Origin of the sequence: Kiloniella sp. (genome assembly GCF_048270245.1) — a bacterium.
Lineage (GTDB): Bacteria > Pseudomonadota > Alphaproteobacteria > Kiloniellales > Kiloniellaceae > Kiloniella.
Genome location: NZ_JBLWTH010000003.1, coordinates 258242 through 283777, shown reverse-complemented (window position 1 = coordinate 283777; position 25536 = coordinate 258242). Strand labels below are relative to the sequence as shown.

At 46.4% G+C, this 25536-nt stretch carries 20 protein-coding genes and 1 pseudogene; 12 read left to right on the top strand and 9 right to left on the bottom strand.

The window, feature by feature from the left end; translation table 11 throughout:
* Positions 1-46: 46 nt before the first annotated feature.
* The 4 genes from ACN0W5_RS09055 to ACN0W5_RS09040 all read right to left on the bottom strand — a co-directional run bounded on the left by ACN0W5_RS09055 (position 47) and on the right by ACN0W5_RS09040 (position 4548).
* Positions 47-1894: an ATP-binding cassette domain-containing protein gene (locus ACN0W5_RS09055; protein WP_417453819.1), complete on the bottom strand. Its 1848-nt coding sequence runs from the start codon at positions 1892-1894 to the stop codon at positions 47-49.
* Positions 1895-1908: 14 nt separating this feature from the next.
* On the bottom strand, positions 1909-2634 hold the full coding sequence (locus ACN0W5_RS09050; RefSeq protein WP_417432569.1) for a TerB family tellurite resistance protein: 726 nt from the start codon (positions 2632-2634) through the stop codon (positions 1909-1911).
* A 208-nt stretch (positions 2635-2842) separates the two neighbouring features.
* The gene (locus tag ACN0W5_RS09045) at positions 2843-3631 is read right to left on the bottom strand and encodes a DUF3750 domain-containing protein (RefSeq protein ID WP_417453818.1); all 789 of its coding nucleotides are present in this window, start codon (positions 3629-3631) and stop codon (positions 2843-2845) included.
* 152 nt (positions 3632-3783) lie between these two features.
* Complete coding sequence (locus ACN0W5_RS09040) at positions 3784-4548, bottom strand: DUF2161 domain-containing phosphodiesterase (RefSeq protein ID WP_417453817.1); 765 nt, start codon at positions 4546-4548, stop codon at positions 3784-3786.
* Between the two features lie 94 nt (positions 4549-4642).
* Here ACN0W5_RS09040 and ACN0W5_RS09035 point away from each other — a divergent pair, with 94 nt between their 5' ends.
* The 5 genes from ACN0W5_RS09035 to ACN0W5_RS09015 all read left to right on the top strand — a co-directional run bounded on the left by ACN0W5_RS09035 (position 4643) and on the right by ACN0W5_RS09015 (position 11103).
* Positions 4643-6034 carry an FAD-binding oxidoreductase gene (locus tag ACN0W5_RS09035; protein WP_417453816.1) on the top strand — a complete coding sequence of 464 codons (1392 nt, stop codon included), beginning with the start codon at positions 4643-4645 and terminating at the stop codon, positions 6032-6034.
* A 528-nt stretch (positions 6035-6562) separates the two neighbouring features.
* On the top strand, positions 6563-7660 hold the full coding sequence (locus ACN0W5_RS09030; RefSeq protein WP_417453815.1) for an ABC transporter ATP-binding protein: 1098 nt from the start codon (positions 6563-6565) through the stop codon (positions 7658-7660).
* A 90-nt stretch (positions 7661-7750) separates the two neighbouring features.
* Positions 7751-8845 carry an ABC transporter substrate-binding protein gene (locus ACN0W5_RS09025; protein WP_417453814.1) on the top strand — a complete coding sequence of 365 codons (1095 nt, stop codon included), beginning with the start codon at positions 7751-7753 and terminating at the stop codon, positions 8843-8845.
* Positions 8846-8992: 147 nt separating this feature from the next.
* On the top strand, positions 8993-10252 hold the full coding sequence (locus ACN0W5_RS09020; RefSeq protein WP_417453813.1) for an ABC transporter permease: 1260 nt from the start codon (positions 8993-8995) through the stop codon (positions 10250-10252).
* 5 nt (positions 10253-10257) lie between these two features.
* Positions 10258-11103 (top strand): ABC transporter permease, encoded by an 846-nt coding sequence (locus ACN0W5_RS09015; protein ID WP_299380882.1) that lies wholly within the window; start codon positions 10258-10260, stop codon positions 11101-11103.
* A gap of 87 nt (positions 11104-11190) precedes the next feature.
* On the opposite strand, the gene ACN0W5_RS09010 is transcribed toward ACN0W5_RS09015, so the two are convergent.
* Complete coding sequence (locus ACN0W5_RS09010) at positions 11191-12240, bottom strand: GlxA family transcriptional regulator (RefSeq protein ID WP_417453812.1); 1050 nt, start codon at positions 12238-12240, stop codon at positions 11191-11193.
* Between the two features lie 190 nt (positions 12241-12430).
* Between ACN0W5_RS09010 and ACN0W5_RS09005 the strand changes: the two genes are divergently transcribed.
* The 4 genes from ACN0W5_RS09005 to ACN0W5_RS08990 are packed head-to-tail and all read left to right on the top strand — an operon-like array spanning position 12431 to position 17686.
* Positions 12431-13681, top strand: a complete 1251-nt coding sequence (locus ACN0W5_RS09005; RefSeq protein WP_085909458.1) for a sarcosine oxidase subunit beta family protein — start codon at positions 12431-12433, stop codon at positions 13679-13681.
* Between the two features lie 12 nt (positions 13682-13693).
* The gene (locus ACN0W5_RS09000) at positions 13694-14077 is read left to right on the top strand and encodes a sarcosine oxidase subunit delta (protein WP_417453811.1); all 384 of its coding nucleotides are present in this window, start codon (positions 13694-13696) and stop codon (positions 14075-14077) included.
* Positions 14077-17097 carry a sarcosine oxidase subunit alpha gene (locus tag ACN0W5_RS08995; RefSeq protein WP_417453810.1) on the top strand — a complete coding sequence of 1007 codons (3021 nt, stop codon included), beginning with the start codon at positions 14077-14079 and terminating at the stop codon, positions 17095-17097. Before ACN0W5_RS09000 ends, ACN0W5_RS08995 begins: the two co-directional genes overlap by 1 nt.
* A complete protein-coding gene (locus ACN0W5_RS08990; protein WP_417453809.1) occupies positions 17090-17686 on the top strand; it encodes a sarcosine oxidase subunit gamma in 597 nt (198 codons plus the stop codon). The genes ACN0W5_RS08995 and ACN0W5_RS08990 overlap by 8 nt, the downstream gene beginning before the upstream one ends.
* Before the next feature lie 160 nt (positions 17687-17846).
* On the opposite strand, the gene ACN0W5_RS08985 is transcribed toward ACN0W5_RS08990, so the two are convergent.
* Positions 17847-19712, bottom strand: coding sequence for an ATP-binding protein (locus tag ACN0W5_RS08985; RefSeq protein WP_417453808.1), 1866 nt, complete (start codon positions 19710-19712; stop codon positions 17847-17849).
* 422 nt (positions 19713-20134) lie between these two features.
* Here ACN0W5_RS08985 and ACN0W5_RS08980 point away from each other — a divergent pair.
* The 3 genes and pseudogenes from ACN0W5_RS08980 to ACN0W5_RS08970 all read left to right on the top strand — a co-directional run.
* A pseudogene (locus tag ACN0W5_RS08980) lies at positions 20135-20410 on the top strand (methyl-accepting chemotaxis protein); the annotation flags it as partial.
* A gap of 217 nt (positions 20411-20627) precedes the next feature.
* Complete coding sequence (locus tag ACN0W5_RS08975; protein WP_417453807.1) at positions 20628-21575, top strand: DMT family transporter; 948 nt, start codon at positions 20628-20630, stop codon at positions 21573-21575.
* Positions 21572-21934 carry a hypothetical protein gene (locus tag ACN0W5_RS08970; RefSeq protein WP_417453806.1) on the top strand — a complete coding sequence of 121 codons (363 nt, stop codon included), beginning with the start codon at positions 21572-21574 and terminating at the stop codon, positions 21932-21934. The genes ACN0W5_RS08975 and ACN0W5_RS08970 overlap by 4 nt, the downstream gene beginning before the upstream one ends.
* A gap of 27 nt (positions 21935-21961) precedes the next feature.
* On the opposite strand, the gene queG is transcribed toward ACN0W5_RS08970, so the two are convergent.
* The 3 genes from queG to queA all read right to left on the bottom strand — a co-directional run bounded on the left by queG (position 21962) and on the right by queA (position 25392).
* Positions 21962-23101 carry a tRNA epoxyqueuosine(34) reductase QueG gene (gene queG, locus ACN0W5_RS08965; protein WP_417453805.1) on the bottom strand — a complete coding sequence of 380 codons (1140 nt, stop codon included), beginning with the start codon at positions 23099-23101 and terminating at the stop codon, positions 21962-21964.
* A 90-nt stretch (positions 23102-23191) separates the two neighbouring features.
* Complete coding sequence (gene tgt / locus ACN0W5_RS08960; protein ID WP_417453804.1) at positions 23192-24343, bottom strand: tRNA guanosine(34) transglycosylase Tgt; 1152 nt, start codon at positions 24341-24343, stop codon at positions 23192-23194.
* Positions 24340-25392 (bottom strand): tRNA preQ1(34) S-adenosylmethionine ribosyltransferase-isomerase QueA, encoded by a 1053-nt coding sequence (gene queA / locus ACN0W5_RS08955; RefSeq protein ID WP_417453803.1) that lies wholly within the window; start codon positions 25390-25392, stop codon positions 24340-24342. The genes tgt and queA overlap by 4 nt, the downstream gene beginning before the upstream one ends.
* Positions 25393-25536: the final 144 nt, after the last annotated feature.

Sequence of the window (25536 nt, the reverse complement as noted above, 5' to 3'; positions counted from 1 at the left end):
ATCCTTGATGATGATCCCCTTATATAACTCGGAGACTCTAATAATTCTAAAGATTTCCGGCCTTGAGGTTTTCTTGCTTTTCTTCCAACTCTAACCAGCGTTCTTCGGATGCTTCCAGATCGTTTTGTGTTTTTTCCAGAAGCTTACTGGCTTCTTGAAAGCGCTCGGGCTTTTTGCTGTAGAGTTCGGGGTCAGCCATTTCCGCTTGAAGCTTTTCTGATTGTTCCGTTAGCTTTTCGATCAAGCCTGGCAGAGAGTCCAATTCGCGTTGTTCTTTGTATCCGAGCTTTGCTGAAGACTTTGCCCGTGGCGTGTTCTCTTTTTTCGATGCCTTGGATTTTGCTGGTGCTGCTTCTGGTGCGCCTGTCCCGCTATTACTCAGTGCTTTTTGTGCACGATAGTCACTATAGCCCCCAGCATATTCGATAACGGTACCATCGCCTTCAACCGCATAAATGGCGGTGGCCAATCGGTCGAGAAAATCACGATCATGGCTTACGAGTAAAAGCGTACCATCATATTCATCAAGTACCTCAACCAATAGATCAAGAGTATCCATATCCAGATCGTTGGTCGGTTCATCGAGGATCAACAAGTTACTTGCCTGGGCAAACATACGGGCAAGTAACAGGCGGTTCTTTTCACCACCTGAAAGTGTGTAAACGGGTTGGCGAACCTGACCATCGTCGAACAGGAAGTCTTTTAGGTAGCTGACAACATGCTTTTGTTGCCCGCGTACCATGATGGAATCACCGCCTCCGGGGGACATAGTTTCCCAAAGGGTGCTGTTTGGATCAAGATCTTCACGCTTTTGATCAAAATAGAGCATGGTCAGGTTTGTGCCCAGATCGACCTTGCCCGTATCTGGTTCTATCTTTTCAACCAGCATTTTGACGAGAGTGGACTTTCCGGCACCATTGGGGCCAACAATGCCGATCCGATCGCCGCGTTTAACTTTGGTGCTAAAATCTTTGATAATTTCGCGGGTGCCGCCACCCGCCAGCGGATAGGATTTGCTGATGTTTTCTGCGGTGATGACTTTGTCGCCGCCAGTATCAAGTGTTTCAACTTGAAGCTTGGCTGTGCCCGGACCTTTCATCCACTCTGCGCGCTTTTGGCGGAGATCCTGTAAATTCCGTAGGCGACCCATGTTACGTTTACGTCGTCCGGTCACGCCGCGCTGGAGCCAATGTTCTTCACGAACAATTTTACGTTTAAGGCGGTGGAATTCCTGTTCCTCGTTTTCGCGCATTTCTTCAGCCCAAGCTTCGTAATGTTCGAAGCCTTTGCCAAGACGGTGAATGGTGCCACGGTCCAACCAAAATGTTTGACGGGTGAGGTGGTTAAGGAAAGCTCTGTCATGGCTGATAACCATCAGGGCGCCGCGGAAGTTTTTAAGTTCTTCTTCTAGCCATTGGATTGTCGGTAAATCTAAATGGTTGGTTGGTTCATCCATCAAGAGGACTTCGGGATCACTTATAAGGGCTCGCGCCAGTGCTGCGCGACGTCCTTCACCACCGGATAACCCTGTTAATTTTCTGTCACCGGGAAGTTTGACGTGATCAAGCATAGCATCGACAAGATAGTCTGCTTCCCCGACATCAGGGCGCAAGCCAGCTTTTACATGCTCAAAGACGGCTTCGTCCTGATTGAAAACCGGATCTTGTGGAAGATAAGCGACGGTTACGCCCGGCTGAATAAAACGTTGGCCTTCGTCGAGTTCTTGCTGGCCGGACATGATTTTCAGTAGTGTGGATTTACCTGTTCCGTTTCTGCCAACCAAACAGGCTTTTTCACCACGGGCTAAGCCAAAGGTAAGGTCTTGAAAGAGCGTTTTTGTACCAAAACGCAATCCGGCGCTATTGAGAGCGACAAGATGAGAAGGAGGCGCCATTTTGTTTTAAATTCTTAATTTCTGAGTTGTTTGATTTGATCGTAAGCGGCATTGATCGCGGCAAGTTTTTCATTTGCGAGATCAACGAATTCCTGTGGCATACCCTGAGCAACAAGCTTGTCAGGATGGTTTTCGATAACAAGTTTACGGTGTGCCGATTTTATATCTTGGTCACTGCTTTCGCGGGTAACGCCCAAAATTTTATAGGGATCTGATTTGTCCGCGCCAACGTTTGAGGCGTGCAAGCGATCCCATTGAGCCTCGCTAAAGCCAAAAATCTCCGCGACACGTTGAAGGTAGGTGATTTCTTCGGGGGAAACATTGCCATCAGCTTTTGCAATGTGGAACAGTCCGTTCAAAAGCTCTTCCAAAACCGCCGGATTATCTTTGAATGTCCGCCCAATCTGATTTGCGTAAGGTTCAAAACCTTCCGAATCTTGTCTGGCACGGTCAAAAAGGCGGCCAACATTTTTCATTTCTTCCGGGGGAATACGAAATACCTGTTTAAAGGCGGCAACCTCGTCTTTGGTGACAACCCCGTCGGCTTTGGCCATTTTGGCGCCGAGTACGATCACACCGATTGTAAAGGTGATTTGTTTTGTGCTGTTTGTGCCGTCTTCGTCAGTTTCCGACCGCATGCGGTCAACCGCGTGCCCGGCCATGGCACCCAGAAATGCACCGATAGGTCCACCAACTAGGAAGCCAGCTGCTCCACCAACAATCTTTCCCCAAATACTCATTGTATGCTTATTTTGCCTTTGTGTTTAGAAACGGCTTATCCTTACGCGAAGGATATCGGAAACTTACTATAATATATCTCTTTTGCACTAGCTTGCCAGTACTTGAGAGTCAATCCCCGACCCTAGGAAAGGAGACTAAAGCAGTGGCAGGCTAGTGCGAAGTGATAGCGTCTATTTCTTGGTCAGATATTTGTAACAGGACTTTTTATCATTTTTGCGATGGAGCAGCAGAGGAGCTTTCTATAAAGCCGACTTTACCGATCCCGGGCAAGCGCAGGGCGATATTATCAGGGTCTATGCCAAAGTTTAATCCCAAGATATTGATTTCTAGACCTTCCGCTTTGGCGAGTGTGATGCCTGCCATTCCGTAAAGGGAAAGCTGTAACCCTGTATTGCTTGGTGCTGCAGCGTAGAAGTTATCATCTTCATCAAGATAATCCTTGCCGATTGCGGTTGGTGGCAGATCGACATTCAAAGCTGGAATTTGTCTGATAACATGGGCGGTAAAGGTATTGGAATTTGGCCCGGGCCAAGCTTCGTATCTGTCGGCGAAGCGGTATGTCTTGGCGGCTTTTTTAATTTGGGGGATAATTTCAGCGGCCTGCTTGCCGCGAAGGTCATAATAAATTTCCGGCTTGGACCCAAACCAATTTCTATCTGGCCAGCCCGTTGATACAGAAGTAACAGGCATTCCCCTGTAATGACGCCAGCCGATCACTTCCAGGCGGGTGTACTCACGGGCATTTTCCTCTTTAAACGCAAGCCAGGTATGGACGGCAAATGCACCACGCCAGTTATAGGTGCGTGCGCCATAAACCTGCACGATAGCTTCCGAGGTGGAGTTTGGATCGGGTGCGATGCCCGCTCTGTCGCGATTTGCTTTGTTCCAGGGGGTGTTAAGGTCCACCTCACCTGTAAGAATAACAAGTCCGGGGCCAATAAGTAACAGCAATAAGACGACTGTAAGGCGTCGTAATGATCTTAAAAAATACTTCATGCCTCATTCCTATAGGGGTAATAGGGCATTCGTGTGGCAAGGATATTCTTTTGATAACTTATCTGCGAAATTATATCATGTACCCGTGAAGCATGGGTAAACAAGACTTGGTGATAGGGGGGGGCTTAGTAGAAGAAAGTAAGGGGCTGTGATTATTTTTTGAGACTCTTTATAATATCATCATATTCTGTAATGGCTTCATGACCTTTGGGGGAAAGCTGGTATATCCCTCTTTCAACCCGTATGAACCAGCCATACACATCACGTTGTAGTATTGCAGCTGTTTTTTCGACGAGCGTATTTTTTTTGATGTCTGCGACCTTTGCTTTTTGCTGTTGATTCAGATAACTCGCGCAGCGAAGGGTATCTTGACGATAGGCTGTAATGATAGGGCGTTTGTTTGTTCCGCCTTCGTTAGGATCGCCAACTCTGCGTTCAAATTCTTGAAGAAGTAATCCCTGCCTTCGGTTGTTTTTACGTGGTTGATAAGGACCGGGATCAACGTGAACCTGTATATCAGTTGGTTGGTTTTCGCCCATACGTACCGTGATAAGGCCCAACCCTAAGCGGCGACATAATTTGATGATATCTTTTTGCTGACGGAACCATGGATTGGTTCTCTTTAGCTTGTGGGGAATGGCAAAGGCCATATAGACGTCTTCACTCAAAGCTTGTCGATCAATGCCCTGGAAGAGGAGTGTTAGGTTAAAGCTTGTTTTTAACTCGACAATTACAGGTGCCTCACTGCCACGAACGGCGATGACATCGCACCCCTTAATCTCAGATTTTACTTCATATCCCTGATTTTCAAGGTATGACTTTATCGGTGGGTAAAGCTCGGTTTCTCGCAAGGGGGCTCTTATCTTTCTGAAATACACATAAATATTATTGTCGGCTGGTTGGTTATTTTTATCCATGATAGGGTAGCTATCCCATAGTGTTAGTCCAGCGTGTTTATTTTTAGACTGGTGCTTAAAAAAACTCAATTTTTATGATGTCGCAGGTGTTTGGATGAGGAATACAGTACGTCTCAACGATGGTTTGAAAGCTTCTTTAGTTGAAATATTAGGCGATCGACTAAATCTTTCGACTGCGATTTGTGAACGACATGGAAAGGGCGAATCTCATCATCCTGCAATGCCACCAGAGGCTGTTGCTTTCGTTCGGTCCACGGAAGAAGTTTCTGCCATTATGAAGCTCTGCTATGAGCACGAATGTCCTGTGGTGCCTTTTGGCGCGGGGACATCTTTGGAAGGACATGTTGCTGCTGTGGCTGGCGGAGTGTGCATAGATCTTTCCGAAATGGCGAGTATTCTTGATGTCAGTGACGAAGACTTGGATTGCCGTGTTCAAGCTGGGGTAACCCGTAAGCAAATTAATCATCATTTACGGGATATGGGGTTGTTTTTCCCAATTGATCCTGGTGCTGATGCGTCCTTGGGTGGAATGGCTGCGACGCGCGCGTCGGGTACGAATGCTGTGCGGTACGGTACAATGCGAGACAATGTTCTTGGGTTAACGGTCGTTTTGCCGGATGGGGAGATCATGCGCACAGGTGGGCGCGCGCGAAAATCTTCTGCTGGATATGATTTGACGCGGCTTATGGTTGGATCCGAGGGAACATTAGGGATTATCACAGAATTACAATTAAGGTTGTATGGTATACCGGAAGCAATTTCATCGGCTGTTTGCTCTTTCCCAAATCTTGAATCGGCTGTAGGCGCGGTTATGCTGATCGTTCAAACAGGGATTCCTGTGGCCCGGATAGAACTTTTAGATGATGTGCAAATGGATGCTGTTAACCGGTACTCCAAATTATCCTATCCTGTGGTGCCGACTCTCTTTTTTGAATTTCACGGAACTGAAAACGGGGTTGTTGAGCAGGCTGAACTGGTTGGTGAAATTGTCAAAGAATATGGTGGCGGTGATTTTCAATGGGCATCCAAGCAGGAAGATCGCAACAAGTTATGGCAAGCGCGGCATGATGCTTATTATGCGGGCATTAATCTGCGGTCTGATTGTGAGGGGTGGCCAACAGACGTCTGTGTGCCAGTTTCCAAACTATCTGAATGTATTTTAAATACGCGCAAGCTGATTGATGACGCAGGGCTTATTGCCCCGATTATTGGTCATGTGGGGGATGGTAACTTTCATGTGTTATTCATTGTTGATCCGGCAAGCCAAGACGAAATGGAGAGAGCCAGTCGCGTTAATCAGGCCATGGTCGATATGGCGATTTCCTTTGGAGGAACCTGTACTGGAGAGCACGGTGTTGGTCTGGGGAAAAAGAAGTATCTGGTAAAAGAGCATGGTGATAATGCTGTTGCGGTGATGCGTAAAATTAAACAGGCCTTAGATCCCAAAGGATTGATGAACCCTGGTAAAGTTATCCCCGAAGTTTGAATAGGTTTGCAGTCATTACAAAGGGGTGTTTGCGTTGATTTTCCTTGGTTGTATAGACGAGTGAGCGGTAAATTAAATTTTGAGAATTGTCGATTTTAAAGATGATAATGTCGTATTTGGGTGAAAAATAAGTCATTATGTCTCAATCGTTCATGTTAATGTCACATCTATTCATGACAGTGTTAAGTTCGTGAGTCATCGTAATTGTGGTAAGGGCATAAACTGAATTGTTAATAATCCTCTTCAAGAAGGATATAGCGCTGAAATACATTTTTTCAGAGCCGTTCAGTATAATAAATAAAGGCATGATATTTATTCGTGCTGAAGATGGGAGGCATGACTTGGTCCGCAAGTCGATAAAGAAATCCAACCATAATAATTAATCAAAGTGATGTTTATTTATTTGAACAGGCACAACTTTTTTTTGTGAGTGCTTGATTCATCTGAAATTAATGTCTCTAATGTGTGTGTATAAAAAATGCGCATACGGCGTAAAAAAAATAAACAGGTAGCGAGGCAATAGGCGCTATGGCGAATCCCGCATCTAGTGAAGCGTATGTACGCTTTGATGGGGTCCAAAAGAGTTATGACGGCGTAAATCTGGTTGTTAAAGACCTTAACGTCGACATACCCAGGGGCGAATTTCTAACAATGTTGGGCCCTTCCGGGTCCGGTAAAACAACTTCTTTGATGATGCTTGCCGGTTTTGAAACCGCGACTCATGGTGATATTTATCTAAACGGGCGTTCTATTAATAATGTTGCGCCGCATAAGCGTGGCATCGGTATGGTTTTCCAGAACTATGCATTGTTCCCGCATATGACCGTTGCTGAAAACTTGGCTTTTCCACTGCAAGTGCGGAAAATGAGTAAGGCCGACGTCGAAGAAAAAGTCCAACGTGCATTGGATATGGTTGAACTGGGGGAATTCGGTAACCGACGCCCGGCGCAATTATCCGGTGGTCAGCAACAGCGTGTTGCTGTGGCTCGTGCATTGGTTTTTGAGCCTGATCTTGTCTTGATGGATGAGCCTCTTGGTGCGCTTGATAAAAACCTGCGTGAACAGATGCAGTATGAAATCAAGCATATTCATGATCGTTTGGGTGTTACTGTCGTATATGTGACGCACGATCAATCCGAAGCACTGACGATGTCAAACCGAATTGCTGTGTTCGAAGATGGTCGTATTCAGCAACTGGCGCCGCCGACAGAGCTATACGAAAAGCCTGAAAATGCGTTTGTTGCCCAGTTTATCGGTGAGAATAACAAGTTGACAGGTCGGGTTGACGCGCTTGCTGATGGTATCTGTGAGGTTGTTCTTGATAACGGGGACCGTGTGAAAGCCCTAGATATTAATACCGATGGTGCTGGAAAAGGCACGACATTGTCTCTGCGACCTGAACGGGTTTTCTTAAACCCTGTCGAAGGGCAGTGTCAGAACATGTTCTCGGGCAAAGCCGAAGAAGTTATTTATCTTGGTGACCACATTCGCGTTCGCATGAACGTTTGTGGCCATGATGATTTTATCGTCAAAGTTCCAAATGCATCTGACAAGAAGGGTCTCGTTCAAGGCGATACCATTCCTGTGGGATGGAGCATTGACGACTGTCGGGCGCTGGACGCCTGATTTTCAGACCATTTTCTGCTTGTCCAAGCAGAAAATTATGTAGTGTTTTTCTGACACAAGGTCACAAAGCCTTAGGGAGGCATATTAAGAATGAAGAAAACTTTGAAACTCTCCACAGCTCTCGTGCTGGGTTCTCTCGCAGCTGCAACAGCTGTACAAGCCGCGGATACGCTGACTGTCGTATCTTGGGGTGGTGCTTATACTGCCAGCCAACGTGGTGCTTACAGTGATCCTTTTACTGCTAAAACAGGTATCACTATTCTAGACGAAGACAAATCCGGTAACGCTCTTGCCGGTATGCGTGCACAGGCCGAAGCAGGTAATGGTGTTTGGGATGTTGTTGACATTCTCGAAGGTGATGCGCTGACAGCATGTGACGAAGGTCTTGCTCAAGAGATTGATTACAACAAAGACCTTGATAAAGGTGCTGACGGTTCAATGCCGCTAGACGACTTTGTTGAAGGCTCTTTGAGTGGTTGCTTCGTACCAACCATCGTTTATGCAACAATGTTCGCATACAACAACGACGCTTTCTCTGGTGATGCGCCAAAAACAATTTCTGATGTTTTTGACCTTGAGAAATTCCCGGGAAAACGTGGCCTACAAAAAATTCCAGCGGCTAACCTAGAGTGGGCTCTTGTTGCTGATGGTGTTCCTTATGGTGAAGTATATGATGTACTGGATACGCCAGAGGGTGTTGACCGTGCATTTGCCAAGCTGGACACAATCAAAGATTCTGTTGTTTGGTGGGATGCCGGTGCTCAACCGCCACAGCTTCTTGCTGATGGCGAAGTAACAATCGCTTCTGCGTACAATGGTCGTATTTTCAATGCTCAAGTTGTTGAAAATCAGCCTTTCACAATCATTTGGGACGGTCAGATGTTTGAGCTTGATGGTTGGGTGATTCCTGCGAATGCACCGAACAAAAAAGCTGCCATGGATTATCTACGTTTCTCAACAACGACACAGGCACTTGCTGATCAGGCCAAATATATCTCTTATGGTCCTGCGCGTAAGTCTTCTGCACCGTTGGTATCAACACACATCGAAACTGGTGTGGATATGAACCCACACATGCCTACAAATCCTGAAAACTTTAAAACTCCTATCAAAAAGGATGCAGGTTTCTGGGCTGATAACGGCGATGATCTGAAAGAGCGTTTTGACGCTTGGTTGGCTCAATAAGCTGATTTATACGAGAGGGAGCTTCGGCTCCCTCATTCGTACGCACGATAATAGAACCTAAAAGCGGTGTCTAAGCCGTAGAAAACAACTTTGTGTAATCGGCTTATTATCTAGTCGAAATAAACAGGGAACATCAGGGAAAGTTTGATGTCAATATCAGTCGAGGCAACGGGTGATCTCTCCCCCGAAGAGCAAAAAAGGCTAAAGGCCGATTTGCACCGTTCACTGCGCCGGAACAAGATGAAGGCCCTGATGCTAGTGGCGCCCCTTATTATCTTTATTCTTATCACGTTTGTCGCGCCGATTGGTGACATGCTTATCCGTAGTGTGGATGACACTGTCGTCAATGAATATATGCCGCGGACAACAGAAGCACTTGATGATTGGGATGGTCAGGCTTTGCCTGATGAGGCTATATATGCCGCGCTTGCTCAGGACATTATTGAAGGGCGAAAAGAAAAGACAATCGGTAAGGCTGCGAAACGTCTTAATTATGAAAAAGGCGGCATGCGCAGCCTTTTAATGTCGACGTCACGTAAGCATAAAAAAATTCAACCGCCATACAAAGATAGCTTAATTGATATTAAAAAGGGTTGGGGTGATATCGATAACTGGAAAGTTATCCAGCGTCTTGGTTCCCCCGTAACCGCGTCTTATTATATTAATGCGTTCGATATGGAAACAAACAGTGATGGGGATGTTTCTTTTGTTCCATCCGATGAACAGATATACTTGAAGCTGTTCTGGCGTACGATTTGGATGTCAATTCTGATTACAGCAATGACTGTTCTGTTGGGATATCCTGTTTCTTACTTCTTGGCCTCATTACCACTCAAGCACGCAAATGTTTTGATGATTTTGGTCTTATTACCTTTCTGGACATCTTTGCTGGTGAGAACAACATCCTGGATTGCTATGTTGCAAAGCCAAGGTGTTTTGAATGACCTGATGGTCTGGATAGGGGTTATCGGTGATGAAAACCGAGTGCAGTTGATTTACAATGCAATTGGTACTGTGGTTGCCATGACTCATATCTTGTTGCCCTTTATGATCTTGCCGCTTTATTCGGTGATGAAGACAGTGCCGCCAAGTTATCTACGTGCTGCACGTTCTCTGGGGGCAACACCTTGGACAGCCTTTTGGCAGGTGTATTTACCACAAACTGTTCCCGGAATATCTGCAGGTGCAATCCTCGTCTTTATTCTTTCTATTGGTTACTACATTACGCCAGCGCTTGTCGGCGGGCAGTCCGGGGCATTTATCGGTAATGCGATTGCAGGACACATGCAGCAATCCTTGAACTGGGGGCTTGCAGCAGCTCTTGGTGTTATGCTGTTGGTCTTGGTTTTGGGGATTTATGGTCTCTATAATCGTGTCGTTGGTACTAACTCGGTTAAGTTGGGATAATTATTATGGCTTTACCTTCATATGCTGGTCCTCTTGAACGTACTTGGTACTATACTTTTCGTATAATTTGTGCCGCCGTTTTCATCTTCCTGATTGCACCGATCCTGATTATTGTTCCGCTCTCATTTAATGCAGAACCATACTTCAGCTTCACGCAGGGAATGCTGACGCTGGATCCAGACGCTTTTTCCCTTCGGTGGTATGAAACGTTTTTGACGAGTGATCGCTGGATTAATTCTATACAGAATTCAGTCATTGTCGCTTTCTTCGCTACATTCTTTTCTGCTGTTTTGGGGACGCTTGCTGCACTGGGGCTCAGTCGTTCTGAGCTTCCTTTTAAGGGGGTGATCATGGGGTTGTTGATTTCCCCAATGATTGTTCCTTTGATTATCGCGGCTGCGGGAATGTTTTTCTTCTATTCGAAGCTTGGTATTTCGCAGACCTATGTGGGCCTTATCATGGCACATACTGCACTGGGAACACCATTCGTTGTGATTACAGTGACGGCGACGCTCAGTAACTTTGATCATACGTTGGTCAAAGCGGGGGCAAGTTTAGGGGCAACGCCGACCTATACCTTCTTTAAGGTGACAATGCCGTTGATCATGACTGGTATTATCTCTGGAGCGTTGTTTGCAATGATGACGTCTTTTGACGAAGTTATTGTGGCGATCTTTATCGCAGGCGTCGAGCAGCGAACAATTCCGCTGCAGATGTGGGCTGGTATCCGTGAACAGATCAGTCCGACCATTCTTGCGGTGGCAACAATATTGATTACCTTCTCAATCATTATGTTGTCGACGGTTGAAATTCTGCGTCGTCGTTCTGATCGGATCCGAGGGATAAGCTAAGTTCCTCAATATAGAATAAAAAAGGCAGGTGGTCATAGATCATCTGCCTTTTTTATGTCTATCGAAGGCTTCTTTATGGAAGGTTGTTTACTGTTGTTCTGGGAGTAGGTTCGCTAAAAGCTGATTGCCTTCTTCACGATGACTTCGAATGGTTGAAGGGGGGCGTTTAAAGGTTTTGCTAAAGTGCCGTGAAAAATGTGATGCATCGGAAAAACCGCAATCAGCGGCTATGTCACTAATTGCTTTGTCAGTATTGAGCAGTTGCCATAATCCATGGCGCAGCCTGAGGTCACGATAACAGGCCTGTGGAGAGATGCCGAGCTGTTCACTAAAGGTTCGTTCCAGTTGGCGTTTCGAAATATTAACGCGGTTGGATAGTTCCTCTATAGAAAGCGGCACAGACATATTCTGTTCCATGGTTAAAACCGCTTTTCTGACACGCCCGTTGTGAGAAAGCTGTATCGTTGGTGGTTGCGGTTGCGGGGCAGATGCTGTACGAACCTTGTCAACTTGTAGAATTCGCAGACTTTTTTGTGCGACAGCCTTTCCCAGATGTTTTTCGACAAGCCAGGCTGCAAGATCTAGTGCCCCTGCGCCACCTGCACAGGTAATACGTTTGCCATCAATAACATATACCTGATCCGCTACGGGTTTTACGTCGGCGAATTCTTCCAGAAAATCATTATAGTGATACCAACTGACGCAACATCGGCGCCCGTGCATTAATCCAGCCCTGATCATAGCAAAGCTGCCGGTGCATAACCCAATGATAGAGACGCCTTGTGCTGCCGCTTTTTGAAGGACGGCAATGCTTTCTTGATCTGCTTGTGGTCCTTTGTGTAGCAAACCACCAACGACTATTAGGTAGTCGTATTGCGAAAGGTCATTTATGCCCTGTGAAGGGGTTATTTCAACACCACAGCTTGATTTGACTGGCTTGCCGGGTTTTGTGCTGATGATTGACCACCTGCATTTAAGAGGGCGGCTATAATCTTCGTCGTCTGCGGCGAGTCTCAAAGTATCAATTACAGAAGAAAAAGGTGTAAGGGTAAAATTTGGTAGCAGTATAAATGCGACACTTAATGAAGCATTTTCTTTGGGAAGATTAGCCTCTGACTGCGCACTTCTGTAAGTCATGTGTTTCAACGCCTGTGACAGGTTTAGCTTTGGAACTCGGATTTACTTATAATGACTGAAATGTGTCGTTTCTAAACATGAAGATTATCAGAATGTCGCAAGTATACAATGATCTTGTCTTCGCCGTACATGGCAGTGTTTTGAAACTAGGCGTAGGATATGGATAATTAATAGAGGAGTGTGAACGGCTATGTCCCGTTTTTCGATTTTCAGCTTGGCAAGAAATGCCATGAGCTGGCATCAGAACTGGCCACGCCAATGGCGTAGTCCAGATCCGAAGCCGGAATATGATGTTGTGATTATTGGTGCTGGTGGCCATGGTTTGGCAACGGCCTATTATCTGGCAAAGGAACACGGCATTACCAATGTCGCCGTTATTGAAAAAGGCTGGCTTGGCGGTGGTAACACCGGGCGAAATACAACGATTGTTCGTTCGAACTATCTGTGGGACGAGTCTGGCCTGTTTTATGAAAACGCGATGAAGCTATGGGAAAACCTTTCTCAAGAGCTGAACTACAATGTGATGTTCTCTCAGCGTGGTGTTTTGAATCTGGCTCATAACCTTGGTGATGTACGCGAATCAATTCGTCGTGTGAATGCCAATAACCTGAATGGTATTGATGCTGAATGGCTCAACGCCGAACAGGTCAAAGAATTCTGCCCGATTATCAATATTTCTAAAGACAGCCGTTATCCGGTTATGGGTGCTACGCTACAGCGTCGTGGTGGTACTGCGCGTCATGATGCTGTTGCTTGGGGTTATGCTCGTGGTGCCGACGACATGGGTGTTGATGTTATCCAGAACTGTGAAGTTCAAGGACTGATGATCGACAATGGCACAGTAAAAGGTGTTCGCACGTCGCTTGGTGATATTAAAGCCAAGAAAGTTGCGATGGCCTGTGCCGGGCACACATCTGTTGTGGCTGATATGGCTGGCATTCGCCTGCCAATCGAATCACATCCTTTGCAAGCGCTTGTTTCTGAGCCGATGAAACCTGTGATCGATTGCGTGGTTATGTCTAATGCTGTGCACGTTTATGTGTCTCAGTCTGACAAGGGTGAACTGGTTATGGGCGCGGGTATTGACGCCTATGTTGGTTATAGCCAGCGTGGTTCGCTACACGTGATTGAAGATCAGTTGGCATCAGCAATGGAACTTTTCCCACTGTTCTCACGGACGCGTATGATGCGTTCTTGGGGGGGTATTGTTGATACCTGTCCAGATGCATCCCCAATTGTTGGCAAAACCCCTGTTAAAAACCTCTACGTCAATGCTGGCTGGGGGACTGGTGGCTTTAAAGCAACGCCAGGTGCGGGGTGGTGTTATGCCCACACAATCGCCAAAGACGAACCGCATGATCTTAACGCGGCGTTCTCTATTGATCGTTTTATTACCGGTGCGCTTGTGGATGAACACGGTGCTGCCGGTGTGGCCCACTAAGGAGTTAATTGGATGCTTTATATTAAATGTCCCTGGTGTGGTGAACGCGACGAAACAGAATATCATTATGGTGGCGAAGCGCACATCGCGCGTCCGGAAAATCCAGATGAACTGACGGATGCGGAATGGGCCGAATACGTTTTTATGCGGACGAATACCAAAGGTGTTCATCGTGAACGTTGGGTGCATTCTGACGGATGCCGTCGTTGGTTCAATGTAGCGCGTAACACCGTAACCAATGAAATCGTCTCTGTTTATAAAGTGGGCGAAAAACCGGATTTGTCCGCAGAAGCAACGACCAAACCTGATCCTGCGAAAAAAGCTCCGGCCAAGAAAGCCCCAGCAAAAAAAGCAGTTGCAAAAAAGGCCCCTGTTAACAAGAAAGAGGGTGCGTGATGACCGAGACGTTCCGTACGACACAGGGAACACGGGTTGACCGTTCCAACGTCATTAACTTTACCTTCAATGGTAAACGTTACACAGGTGCCAAAGGGGATACCTTGGCATCTGCATTGGTTGCCAATGGGGTTCACCTGGTGGGCCGTAGTTTTAAAACGCACCGTCCTCGCGGTATTCTGACTGCTGGTTCTGAAGAGCCAAATGCAATTATTCAGTTGGAAACCGGACCGCGTAGTGAGCCAAACGTCCGTGCTACACAGGTTGAACTTTACGAAGGTCTTACTGCTAAGTCAGTAAACTGCTGGCCGTCAGTAAACTTTGATCTTGCGGCGGTTAACTCTGTTGCATCTCGTATCTTTGTGGCTGGTTTTTACTACAAAACCTTTATGGACCCCAAGTCCATGTGGATGACAGTTTATGAACCAATCATCCGTCGCATGGCGGGTCTGGGTGTTCTGCCACGTGAAAAAGATCCCGATACCTATGATCATATGAACGAGTTCTGTGAAGTCATGGTTGTGGGTGCTGGTCCTGCTGGTTTGAGTGCGGCGCTTGAAGCCGGGCGTACTGGCGCCCGCGTTGTGCTTTGCGATGAACAACCTGAATTTGGTGGTTCCTTGTTGAACACAAAGCAGATCATTGATGGCAAACCAGCTCAGGAATGGGTTGATACGACTATTGCTGAACTGGAAGCTATGGAAAATGTCCGTCTGTTAAAGCGTGCAAACGCTTTTGGATATTATGATCATAACTACATCACAGTCCATGAACGCAGAACGGATCATTTTGGTCCGGGTGCCAAGCCGGGTCTAAGTAAACACCGCATCTGGCATTTCCGTGCCAAACAGGTTGTTCTTGCAACGGGATCGCACGAACGCCCACTGGTCTTTGCTGATAATGATCGTCCAGGTATTATGCTAGCCAATGCAGGCCAGACCTATGCTAACCGGTATGGTGCATTGCCGGGTCGTCGTGGCGTGGTTTTCACAAATAATGATAGTGCCTATTCTGTCGCGATTGATCTGGTCGATGCGGGTATGGATATTCCAACCATTATCGACTTGCGCGAAATCGTTGACGGTGATCTGCCAAACGCTGCCCGTCAAAAGGGTATCGAAGTTTTAACTGGTTCAGGTATTGTCGCCACACTTGGTCGCAAGCGTGTTACTGGGGTTGAGGTTGCTACTGTGTCTTCAGACGGTAGCAAGATCACAGGCAGCAAGCGTAAAATTGATTGCGATACCATTTTGACTTCTGGTGGCAGGAACCCGGCAGTACATCTTTTCTCTCAATCAATCGGTAAGCTCCGTTATGACGAAGAGAAAATCTGTTTTGTGCCGAATGTTTCTTCACAGAACGAACGTACCGTTGGTGCTTGTAAAGGTTCTTTTGATCTGCAGTCTGCGCTTGATGAAGGTGCTGCTGCTGGCGCTGCCGCAGCCAAGGATACTGGCTTTGGCAAAGGCAAGGCAAAAGCCTCACCAAAAGCACTTGTTGTTGAAGAAAAAGCCATCAAAGCCTATTGGGTTGTTCCAACGGATCATCCTGTAGGGCAGGGGAGCCGCAAACACTTTGTGGATTACCAGCACGACGTCACTGCTGCTGATATTATGTTGGCTGCACGTGAGGGCATGCACTCTGTCGAGCACATGAAACGTTACACCACAACAGGTATGGCGACTGATCAGGGTAAGCTTTCCAACGTGAACGGTTTGGCTATTTTGTCTTCCCAGTTGGAAAAGGCTATTCCAAAGGTCGGTACAACAACTTTCCGTCCGCCTTATACACCTGTTAACTTTGGGGCGTTGGCTGGCCGTGGCATTAATGGTGATTTGGCTGATCCGGTGCGCCGGACTTCCATGTATAGTTGGCATCTGGAAAACGGTGCTGCTTTCGAGCCTGTTGGCCAGTGGCAGCGTGCGTGGTACTACCCGAAAGCTGGCGAAGACATGGATGCTGCCGTTGCGCGTGAAACCGCAGCTCTTCGTGATGGTGTCGGCATTCTTGATGCGTCCACACTGGGTAAAATTGATATTCAGGGTAAAGATGCAGCACAGTTCCTTAACCTTGTTTATACCAATGCTTGGCTAAAGCTTCCTGTAGGATCTTGTCGCTATGGTTTCATGCTTAAAGAAGACGGTATGGTCTTTGATGATGGTGTGACATCACGCCTTGGCGAAAATCATTTTCACATGACGACGACGACAGGTGGTGCAGCTGGTGTTCTTGATTGGCTAGAAGAATACCTGCAGACAGAATGGCCTGATCTGGAAGTTTACTGTACTTCTGTTACTGAAGAATGGTCGACGCTTTCAATTGGTGGTCCAAAAGCCCGTCAGCTATTGGAAGAGCTTGCACCTGAGATGGATTTCTCTAACGAAGCTTTCCCGTTCATGACATGGCGTGAAGGTGACGTTGCCGGTGTTCCGGCGCGTGTCTTCCGGATTTCCTTTACCGGTGATCTTTCCTACGAGATTAACGTCAGAAACTGGCATGGTCTTCACCTGTGGAAGAAATGTATGGAGCTTGGTGAAAAGTACGACATTACGCCGTACGGTACTGAAACCATGCACGTTCTTCGTGCGGAAAAAGGCTTTGTGATTATCGGTCAGGAAACTGATGGTACCCAGACGCCACAGGATCTTGGTATGGATTGGATCGTTGCGAAGAAGAAAGGCGACTTTATCGGCCGTCGTTCCTTTGCACGTGAAGATACTGCCCGTGAAGATCGGAAGCAGCTTGTTGGTCTTGTCACTGAAAATCCAAAGGAAGTTCTGGAGGAGGGCGCACAGCTTACCTATGAGCGGGTGAACCCTACACCAGCGCCGATGGTTGGCCATGTTACATCTTCTTACTGGAGCCCGAACCTAGGGCATTCTATTGCGATGGCTCTGGTGAAGGATGGACATAACCGTATGGGACAATGGATTTACGCGCATGATCGCGGCAAGGTGACAAAGGTGAAAATTGTCAGCCCGGTCTTCTATGATCCTAAAGGAGAACGCCGTGATGGTTGATACATTCCGTAGCAGTATTATTGCGCACAAAGAACAGGCTATGATCAATGGGTCTGTTAGCGGAGATCATGGTGTTCGCTTGTCGGAAGTCCCTTTTCTGGGGCAGGTGAATATCCGTGGGAATGCCGAAGATAAAAAGTTTATTTCTGCGGTAAAAAAGGTGGTTGGCGTTGCTGTACCTACAGATCCTAACACCTATGTAGTTAAGGGTGACCTTACGATCTTTTGGCTAGGTCCAGATGAGTGGCAGGTTGTTGGTCCAGTTGATGCGCAAGATGACCTTGTGCAAAAATTACGTGATACGTTAGATGGGCAGCATGTTGCCGTTATTGATGTTTCAGGTAACCGCACAGCACTTGATCTGACAGGCGCTCAGGCACGTAACGTGATGAAGAAAAGCTGTCGCCTGGATATGGATGCGCAATCTTTTGCTCCGGGACAGGCCGTTCAAACACGTGTCGGGAAAGCACCTGTACTTTTACAAATGTTGGATGATACACCGACCTATCGCATGTTTGTTCGTCCATCCTTTGCCGAATACTTGGTTGACTGGCTTTTGGATGCAATGGGTGAGTATCACCATTTTTGAGCAAAGACCCCTGATTGTACCGAATTTGACGACCAGTCTAATCTCGGGACAAAAGGATTAACAAAAAGCCCGCAGATTAACTGCGGGCTTTTTGCGTGAGTAAGGAAACATATTGTTCTAAGTGTATTGTACTTGGTGAAGTCACATGTTCAGGTGTCTTTTAGGCACTGTTTACGGTCTGGTTTAAAAGGGTATCGCCTTCACGACGAGGAATTACCCTAGAGGCAGGGAAAGTAATGGTCGCAATCGTGCCTTTGTTTATTTCGCTTTCCAAACCAAGCTGACCGTCGTGCTGTTCCATCAGGGATTTTACAAGTGGTAAGCCAAGGCCAGTGCCTTCAAAAGCACGGGTCATAGGGGTATCTGCGCGAATAAAAGGTTCCAGAATGCGTTGAAGTTCGTGTTTGGGAATACCAATTCCGGTGTCCTTAATCTTTACACTAAGGCTGTTATCTTCGTTTTCATTGGCAACCAGAATAACTTCTCCACCTTGCGGAGTGAACTTAACTGCATTTGACAGGAGGTTGAGAAGAATTTGTTTGATAGCTCTCAGGTCCGCGCGGACAAAGGGTAAGTTATCTGGAATATCCAGTGTGACCGGTACGAATTCAGACGAGCTTTGCCCAACAACCAGTTTATGGGCTGCACGGGCTGTCTGTGTAATATCAACAGTTTCGTCTTGAAGTTCAAAAGCGCCTGCTTCGATTTTGGACAGATCAAGAATGTCGTTGATTAAATCGAGAAGATGGGTGCCTGATGAGTGGATATCCTGACAATAGGATTTATAGTGAGTTGATCCAAGCGGGCCCATCAATTCGCCCTTCATGATTTCAGAGAAACCAAGAATAGCATTGAGTGGCGTTCTTAGCTCGTGGCTCATATTCGCAAGGAACTGGGACTTCGCTGTATTTGCCTGATCTGCAATTTCTTTGGCGCGTCTGATTTCCCGCTCTTGATTCTTCAACGGCGTGATATCGGTTGCCAAAACAACGATTTCTTTTGCTGGCGTACGGCGGTGGTTGAATTGTAGCCAAGTACCGTTGCTAAGGTGCAAAATCATTCGTTCTTGTAAAGATTCGTGGCTGGCGCAGGTATTTTTGATGAACTCTTCTTCTCGTCCTTCGGTGCCAACAAAGTCACCTGCATAAACAAGTTCGCGCACTTGATCTTCAAAGCGGGAACCCAGCGTGATAATCCGGGCGCGTTTTGCCGAAATGTTGCGATAGTTGCTGTTACAAAGAACCAACTTATCTTCTTGGTCGTAGAGGGCAAAGCCCTCTGACATTGTTTCGATTGCCTGCGTCAGTTGTGCTTCAGAGCGCTTTGCCCGAAGTTCCGACGCCTTTACCGCAGCTTCATAAGCTGATTGCTTTTGAAGCAGATCGTTATAGGCGGTTACAACTGCCCCCAATTCATCATTGGATGTCCAGTTAACAGCTATTCTCGTTTTGTGCTGCTTCTCAGATTGAATTGATTCTAATAAAAGCTTTAGGGGAACACCGATATAAGAATTTGCCCCCAAAAATGTGAGAGCAGACAGGACCAGAATGGTAACGACCATGACCAAACCGTCAAAGATTAAACGCTCTCTTATTTCCGCTGAAATCAATGCGTCATGGAATAAAACTCTGACAGTTCCAATCGTCTCTAAACGATCAAAGGAATTGTGCTTAATTTTTGTTTCTCTGGAAAGTGCGGCATCTACAGATCTGGAATCTTCACTGGTTAATTCTGCGAGAATAAGTCCATCTGTGTCATATACTTGGGCTGAATGAAACTCAGGGTTCCTCGACAGGGCTAATAATATGGCCTGAATTGAGTCTAAATCATAATTCCAGACTGGGGTTGATAACGCGGTTCCTTGAATGTCGACCATCTTGTCTAAACGCGTTCCCAGCTCGGAATTCAGCTTGTGAATATTCCGGCTTTCAAGAACGGTAAAGAGAAGTAGCAAGCTGATGCTGATCAGTGGAATATAGATCGATAGCAGCTTCCCACAAATGGAGTTGCGTATATTTAAATTCAAACGGCGCTCCACACCCATACATATCAATGCAATAATAGTTTTTGCCAACCAGCTTTATATAGCAAAGACTTATCGTAAAATAACACTATCCTCTTAAGCAAAAATGAATAGCTTCTTAAGAAAAAACCGAATGGATAGTGTTTCGTTATTATTACTTATACCGAACAAAAGTTTTTTGTGGGAGTTTTTTCAACCAATAGATAAAGAATGTTGTAATTTATCTCGTATTCCACGTTGCACTCTGTCAATCGTGACGGTCCCTTGTTTATTGTTATCAATGATTAGGAGCACTTATATCATAGCCTCTGGTGATGTTATCGTGAAAATTTCGTGCAAAAAGACATGTTTTTGCTTTTTGGTTAATCTCGCGTTAATGGCAAGTTGTTATCAGTGTTACTAGGTCTAATGGGAGCATGAAGTAAATGAATCCAAATCAGGATGTTATTGGGCAAAGCATTGATAAAATTTTCGATGAAATTGCTCAACTAAGTATAGAAATTGAAAACGTAGGACAGGTTGCACAGCAAATTGATGCAATCGCCCGTCAGACGAATCTTTTGGCTTTGAATGCAACAATTGAAGCGGCACGTGCAGGAGATGCAGGCAAGGGTTTTGCTGTTGTTGCCGGTGAAGTGAAACAGCTGGCAGGTCAAACAAGCCAGGCCACAACTGAAATTGGTGGAATTGTTCAGTCATTGTCGTCTCATGTCGAGCAGCTAAAAAATATTAGCGCTAAGGCCAAAGATGGTTTGCCGGCGAGTGAAGCGTCTTCTGATCTGGCGGTTGAGGCCTAGATGTCGTATTTGATTTTCGGGTATTGTGCGACAGAGTGATCATCTCGCAGAATGAGATTGCCTTTGCTCTGGTTTCTTGAAACATTGGGGGTGAATTAAAACTCCCAATGGAATCCTTTGTATGTTGTCAGACAAGCCACAGGCCCATCAATACATACTCCTCGTGTTGTTAGGGGCAATCTGGGGAAGCTCTTTTTTCCTTATTAAAATTACTTTGGAAAGTGTTACTCCTGTAACGCTTACAGCTTTTCGTCTGTTTTTTGCTTCAATAGTGCTTAGTGGTTTGGTGTTGATTTTGGGAAAGCGGTTCCCAAGAGATCTTCAGACTTGGGGTTATTATGCATTGATTGGCGTTACTGGAAATATTTTACCATTCGTCCTGATTTCCTGGGGAGAACTTCATATAGATTCCGGCCTTGCCGCTATTTTAATGGCTATTATCCCTCTGACCGCTTTATTGATTGCTCATCTTTGGACCGAAGATGAAAAAATGTCATTACCAAAATTTGTTGGAACGGTTGTTGGGTTCGGCGGTGTTATTCTTCTTGTTGGGCCAGAAGCCTTAAATGGTTTAGGAGATTCTGTTCTCGGTCAGCTTGCTGTTGCGTTTGCCAGCTTTTGTTATGGCGCGAGTTCTGTTTACGCCCGTAAAGTGGGGTTGGTTAAGCAAGATCCAATTGTGAATGGATCTGGGATATTGCTTTGCGCATCTTTGATGGCATTACCTATGGCATTTATTGTTGAAGATCCAATGTCACTAGAGCCAAACCTTTTGAGTATAGGATCTCTTTTGGTTCTTTCAGTCGTATCAACCGCGATTGCCTATATTATTCTCTATTATCTTTTGGGGGCAGTCGGGGCGACGTTTACTGCTTTGAATAACTACCTGGTGCCGGTTTTTGGCATGATTTGGGGTTTTGTGTTTCTATCTGAAAGCTATAAGCTAGAGGCGTTTATTGCTTTGGCAGTGATACTACTGGGAATTATTATTACGCAGATAAAGGGAAAAGTATTCCGACGATTGGGGAACAGGTTTGCCATGAATGCGAAGGGGGGAGAAGAAGCTTGAGGGATATATGTCAAAAATGGCGTTGGTTATCGGTAATACTTGCTTATACCGTGCTTTCCGGATGCGCGAACGAACCTATCAAAGTAGAAGCTTCAAGACCTGTGATTAACGCAGTGGCGAAGGGCGCGCAAATTTACGGAAAGAACAAGTACACACCTTGGGGATTTGGTCTCTGTTACGGCAAAAGCCTCAACGATCCGGCACAAGTTCTTGCTTTTGCTCAAGAGACATGCGGCGATGGTCGCATCGAGCTTAGAGGTGAAGATTTACTTTGGAATGACTGCCCGATGTTCCAGGGGGCACGGGCTTCGTTTGTCTGTTATCCTCGTGGTCCAAAGCCCAGCCCTGTTGGAGGATAGTCTTTCATAAAGGGTGAGGCTGCAGTCTTATTGCCATTCGGCTAAAACATTGGTGTCAGGTTCGTCGCCTTTACATTCAAGCCGTAAAGCTTCGAATTCTTGCCTATCTAGTAATCGTTTCATTGCCCAAACTGCCATTGCCCTTACATAGGGCGAAGTGTCTTTCAAAAGGGGCTTGATACGCTTGGCAATAGATTTGTCCCCACAGTTTCCAATGCCTATGAGAACGTTTCTTATAAAACGATCTCGCCCGATACGCTTTACTGGAGAGCCAGAGAAAACCTGCCGGAATGTTGTATCATCAAGTTCAGCAAGGTCGGCAAGTCGTGGTACAGTTAGCTCGATCCTTGGAAAAACGTTCTCTTCACTTGTTGCTTCTGCAAATTTGTTCCATGGGCAAATTGCAATACAATCATCACATCCATAAATACGGTTGCCCATGGGCGCGCGAAACTCTTCCGCGATATGTCCATGGTATTCAATTGTTAAGTAAGAGATACAGCGTTTTGCATCCAGAACATAGGGTGAGGGAAATGCATCAGTAGGGCAGATGGATAAGCATTTGTTGCAGCTGCCACAGTGATCCTCTTCTTGCCGGTCCGTTTTAAGGTCCAGATCGGTGTAGATTTCCCCAAGGAAAAGCCAAGATCCATATTCTCTGGAAACCAGATGGGTATTTTTACCCTGCCAACCGATACCAGACTGCGCCGCAGCAACTTTCTCCAGCACGGGGGCCGTATCGACAAAAACTTTGACCTGACAATCCAGATTTTCGACCATCCAGCGGGCAAGGGCTTTTAAACGCTTTTTGATAAAGTCGTGATAATCTTTGTTTCTGGCATAGACAGAAATATTACCTCGATCATCGAAATTCAGATTGGCAAGGGCGGGTTCTGCAGGACCATAATTGACGCCTAGAACAATAATGCTTTTTGCATCTTCCCACATTGCTGTCGGGTCTTCGCGCCACTCTATCCGGTTTTCCATCCAAGCCATATCGCCGTGATACCCGAGATCTAGGAAAGTGCGAAGATTTTGCTGATTTTTCTCGTTAATTTTAGCTGGCGAAAATCCAACAGTATCAAATTTGAGTTCAAGGGCCTTTTGACGAATAGCTGCCGCAGGGTCGAGTAGGGAAGGGGTAATTTTCGAGGGCTTTTTGCTCATGACCTTCCTTCCCTTTCTTTATCTATTTACCATTTATATGTCTCTGCAAAGATGACGATTGAATATGTATAGCATATGTCTGTTGCTATTTTAATCTAGGGCAGGGATGTCGCCCCCATCTTGCAATTTGTAGAATTCCTCTTGGAAAGCTTCAAATGTACCAGCGGCAATGGCGTCTCGCATGTCAGCCATAAGTTCTTGGTAGTAGGCAAGGTTGTGTATGGTTAGCAGAATGGGGCCAAGCATTTCTTTTGCAACGAAGAGATGACGCAGGTAAGCACGGCTGAATTGCGTACAGCATGCACATTTACAATGATCATCAACTGGGCGGTGATCATCTTGGTGTCTCTTATTCCGCATATTCAAGGCGCCACGGCGGGTAAAGGCCTGTGCATTACGACCTGATCGGGTCGGCAGGACACAATCAAACATATCAATGCCGCGTGCAACGGCACCAACCAGATCTGATGGCTTACCAACCCCCATCAAATATCGGGGCTTGTCTTCTGGTAGGTGGGGCATTGTATGATCAAGAACTTCGAACATAATTTTCTGACCTTCACCGACCGCAAGACCGCCGACAGCATATCCTTCGAACCCGATCTCGATGAGGGCTTCGGCTGATTCCTTGCGCAAGTCTTCATAGGTTGATCCTTGAACAATACCAAAAAGGCCGTATCCATCTCTGTCTTTGAACGCTCTACGACAGCGTTCAGCCCAGCGCATGGAGCGACGCATGGAATGGGCTGCTTCTTCATGTGTGGCGGGGTAGGGCGTACATTCATCCAGAACCATGGTGATGTTGGAATCCAACAGATGTTGAATTTCCATGGACCGTTCTGGTGTCAGATTATGTTTACTGCCGTCGATATGGGATTGAAATTTAACGCCTTCTTCAGTAATTTTCCGCAGGCCAGAAAGGGACATGACCTGATAGCCACCTGAATCGGTCAGGATTGGATGCGGCCAATTCATAAACTTGTGCAGTCCACCGTGGCGGTCAACCAACTCTGCCGTTGGCCGCAGCATTAGATGATAGGTGTTGCCCAGAACAACTTCTGCGCCTGTTGTTCTTAACTGATCTGGGGTTAGTCCCTTGACCGTTCCAGCGGTTCCGACAGTCATAAATGCAGGTGTCTGAAAGGTGCCGTGAGCCGTGGTAACTTCACCGCGGCGGGCGAGGCCGTCTTTTGCCTGTAGTTCGTAACCAAATTTAGTGCCAGATTTTGGAGTATTACTCATAGTTGGTCCTCACGCTGTAACAGACTACAGTCTCCGTAGGAATAAAAACGATAGCCATTATTTATGGCGTGTTGGTAAGCATTGCGCATCCGATCAAGACCTGCAAAGGCTGAAACCAGCATAAAAAGTGTTGATTTTGGCAGGTGAAAATTGGTGAGCAAAAGATCGACAATTTTGAATTTATAGCCTGGGGTAATGAAAATATCCGTTTCGTCATCAAAAGGGTGAAGGGTTCCATTTTGATCTGCGGCACTTTCAAGCAATCTTAGGGCTGTTGTCCCGACCGCGATGACACGTCCGCCTTTTTCCCGTGTCTGGTTGATGCGGTCCGCTGTCGTCTGGTCAATATACCCAATTTCACTGTGCATTTTGTGCTCACGAAGATCGTCAACCTTTACAGGCAGAAAAGTACCCGCACCGACATGTAGAGTAAGGGTGATATGTTCAATGCCTTTGGCATCCAAAGCGGACATCAAACGATCAGTGTAGTGCAAACTGGCTGTTGGTGCAGCCACAGCACCACGATGTTTGGCGAAACGGGTTTGGTAATCTTCTGCATCCTGTTTGTCTGCCCCTGTTTCTCGTTGGATATAGGGGGGCAGAGGCATTTTGCCATACTCTTCCAGGTGGGGGTAGAGCTCTTCGGGGGAGAGATCAAAGTTCAGGAGAACTTCACCACCATCCAGTTTGTTTTCTACTTTTGCGGTAAAGCCATCTGCAAAGCGGACAATATCTTCCGGCTTTAATTTTTTTGCAGGCTTGGCAAAGGTCCACCACCGTGCACCGCCATCTTCTGAAGGCGGTTCTTGCTTGTGAAGTGTGACCTCAACGCCTGCTTCACCTCGTTTGCCTTTCAGACGGGCCGGGATCACTTTGGTGTCATTAAAAACCAGCAAATCCCCAGGTTGAATAAGATTGGGGAGATCAATCATTCTGTGATCAGTCAGATTGTTTCCAACAGAGAGAAGCTTCGCCATGTCGCGCGGGTTTTCCGGGCGCTGAGCAATAACGTCACGAGGCAGTTCAAAGTCAAAGAGATCGGTTTTCATTCATCTATTCCTGTGGCTCTTTGAGTATTTTTAATAATACCAGAGCAAATCGAGCCGATAGGTAGCAGAAGAAAGCCAAAGACGCAAAGGGCTGCGCATTGATAACAGCTATGATTTTTGAGAATAGCCTGTTGAAAAGAACGG

Excerpts from the sequence above, each read along its gene's own strand:
- ACN0W5_RS09045 (WP_417453818.1), bottom strand. The coding sequence starts at position 3,631 with ATGAAGTATTTTTTAAGATCATTACGACGCCTTACAGTCGTCTTATTG.
- tgt (WP_417453804.1), bottom strand. The coding sequence starts at position 24,343 with ATGAGTAATACTCCAAAATCTGGCACTAAATTTGGTTACGAACTACAG.
- ACN0W5_RS09020 (WP_417453813.1), top strand. The coding sequence starts at position 8,993 with ATGTCAATATCAGTCGAGGCAACGGGTGATCTCTCCCCCGAAGAGCAA.
- ACN0W5_RS09010 (WP_417453812.1), bottom strand. The coding sequence starts at position 12,240 with ATGACTTACAGAAGTGCGCAGTCAGAGGCTAATCTTCCCAAAGAAAAT.
- ACN0W5_RS08975 (WP_417453807.1), top strand. The coding sequence starts at position 20,628 with ATGTTGTCAGACAAGCCACAGGCCCATCAATACATACTCCTCGTGTTG.
- ACN0W5_RS09040 (WP_417453817.1), bottom strand. The coding sequence starts at position 4,548 with ATGGATAAAAATAACCAACCAGCCGACAATAATATTTATGTGTATTTC.
- ACN0W5_RS09000 (WP_417453811.1), top strand. The coding sequence starts at position 13,694 with ATGCTTTATATTAAATGTCCCTGGTGTGGTGAACGCGACGAAACAGAA.
- ACN0W5_RS09015 (WP_299380882.1), top strand. The coding sequence starts at position 10,258 with ATGGCTTTACCTTCATATGCTGGTCCTCTTGAACGTACTTGGTACTAT.
- ACN0W5_RS09025 (WP_417453814.1), top strand. The coding sequence starts at position 7,751 with ATGAAGAAAACTTTGAAACTCTCCACAGCTCTCGTGCTGGGTTCTCTC.
- queA (WP_417453803.1), bottom strand. The coding sequence starts at position 25,392 with ATGAAAACCGATCTCTTTGACTTTGAACTGCCTCGTGACGTTATTGCT.
- queG (WP_417453805.1), bottom strand. The coding sequence starts at position 23,101 with ATGAGCAAAAAGCCCTCGAAAATTACCCCTTCCCTACTCGACCCTGCG.
- ACN0W5_RS08990 (WP_417453809.1), top strand. The coding sequence starts at position 17,090 with ATGGTTGATACATTCCGTAGCAGTATTATTGCGCACAAAGAACAGGCT.
- ACN0W5_RS09035 (WP_417453816.1), top strand. The coding sequence starts at position 4,643 with ATGAGGAATACAGTACGTCTCAACGATGGTTTGAAAGCTTCTTTAGTT.
- ACN0W5_RS09005 (WP_085909458.1), top strand. The coding sequence starts at position 12,431 with ATGTCCCGTTTTTCGATTTTCAGCTTGGCAAGAAATGCCATGAGCTGG.
- ACN0W5_RS08995 (WP_417453810.1), top strand. The coding sequence starts at position 14,077 with ATGACCGAGACGTTCCGTACGACACAGGGAACACGGGTTGACCGTTCC.
- ACN0W5_RS09030 (WP_417453815.1), top strand. The coding sequence starts at position 6,563 with ATGGCGAATCCCGCATCTAGTGAAGCGTATGTACGCTTTGATGGGGTC.
- ACN0W5_RS09050 (WP_417432569.1), bottom strand. The coding sequence starts at position 2,634 with ATGAGTATTTGGGGAAAGATTGTTGGTGGAGCAGCTGGCTTCCTAGTT.
- ACN0W5_RS09055 (WP_417453819.1), bottom strand. The coding sequence starts at position 1,894 with ATGGCGCCTCCTTCTCATCTTGTCGCTCTCAATAGCGCCGGATTGCGT.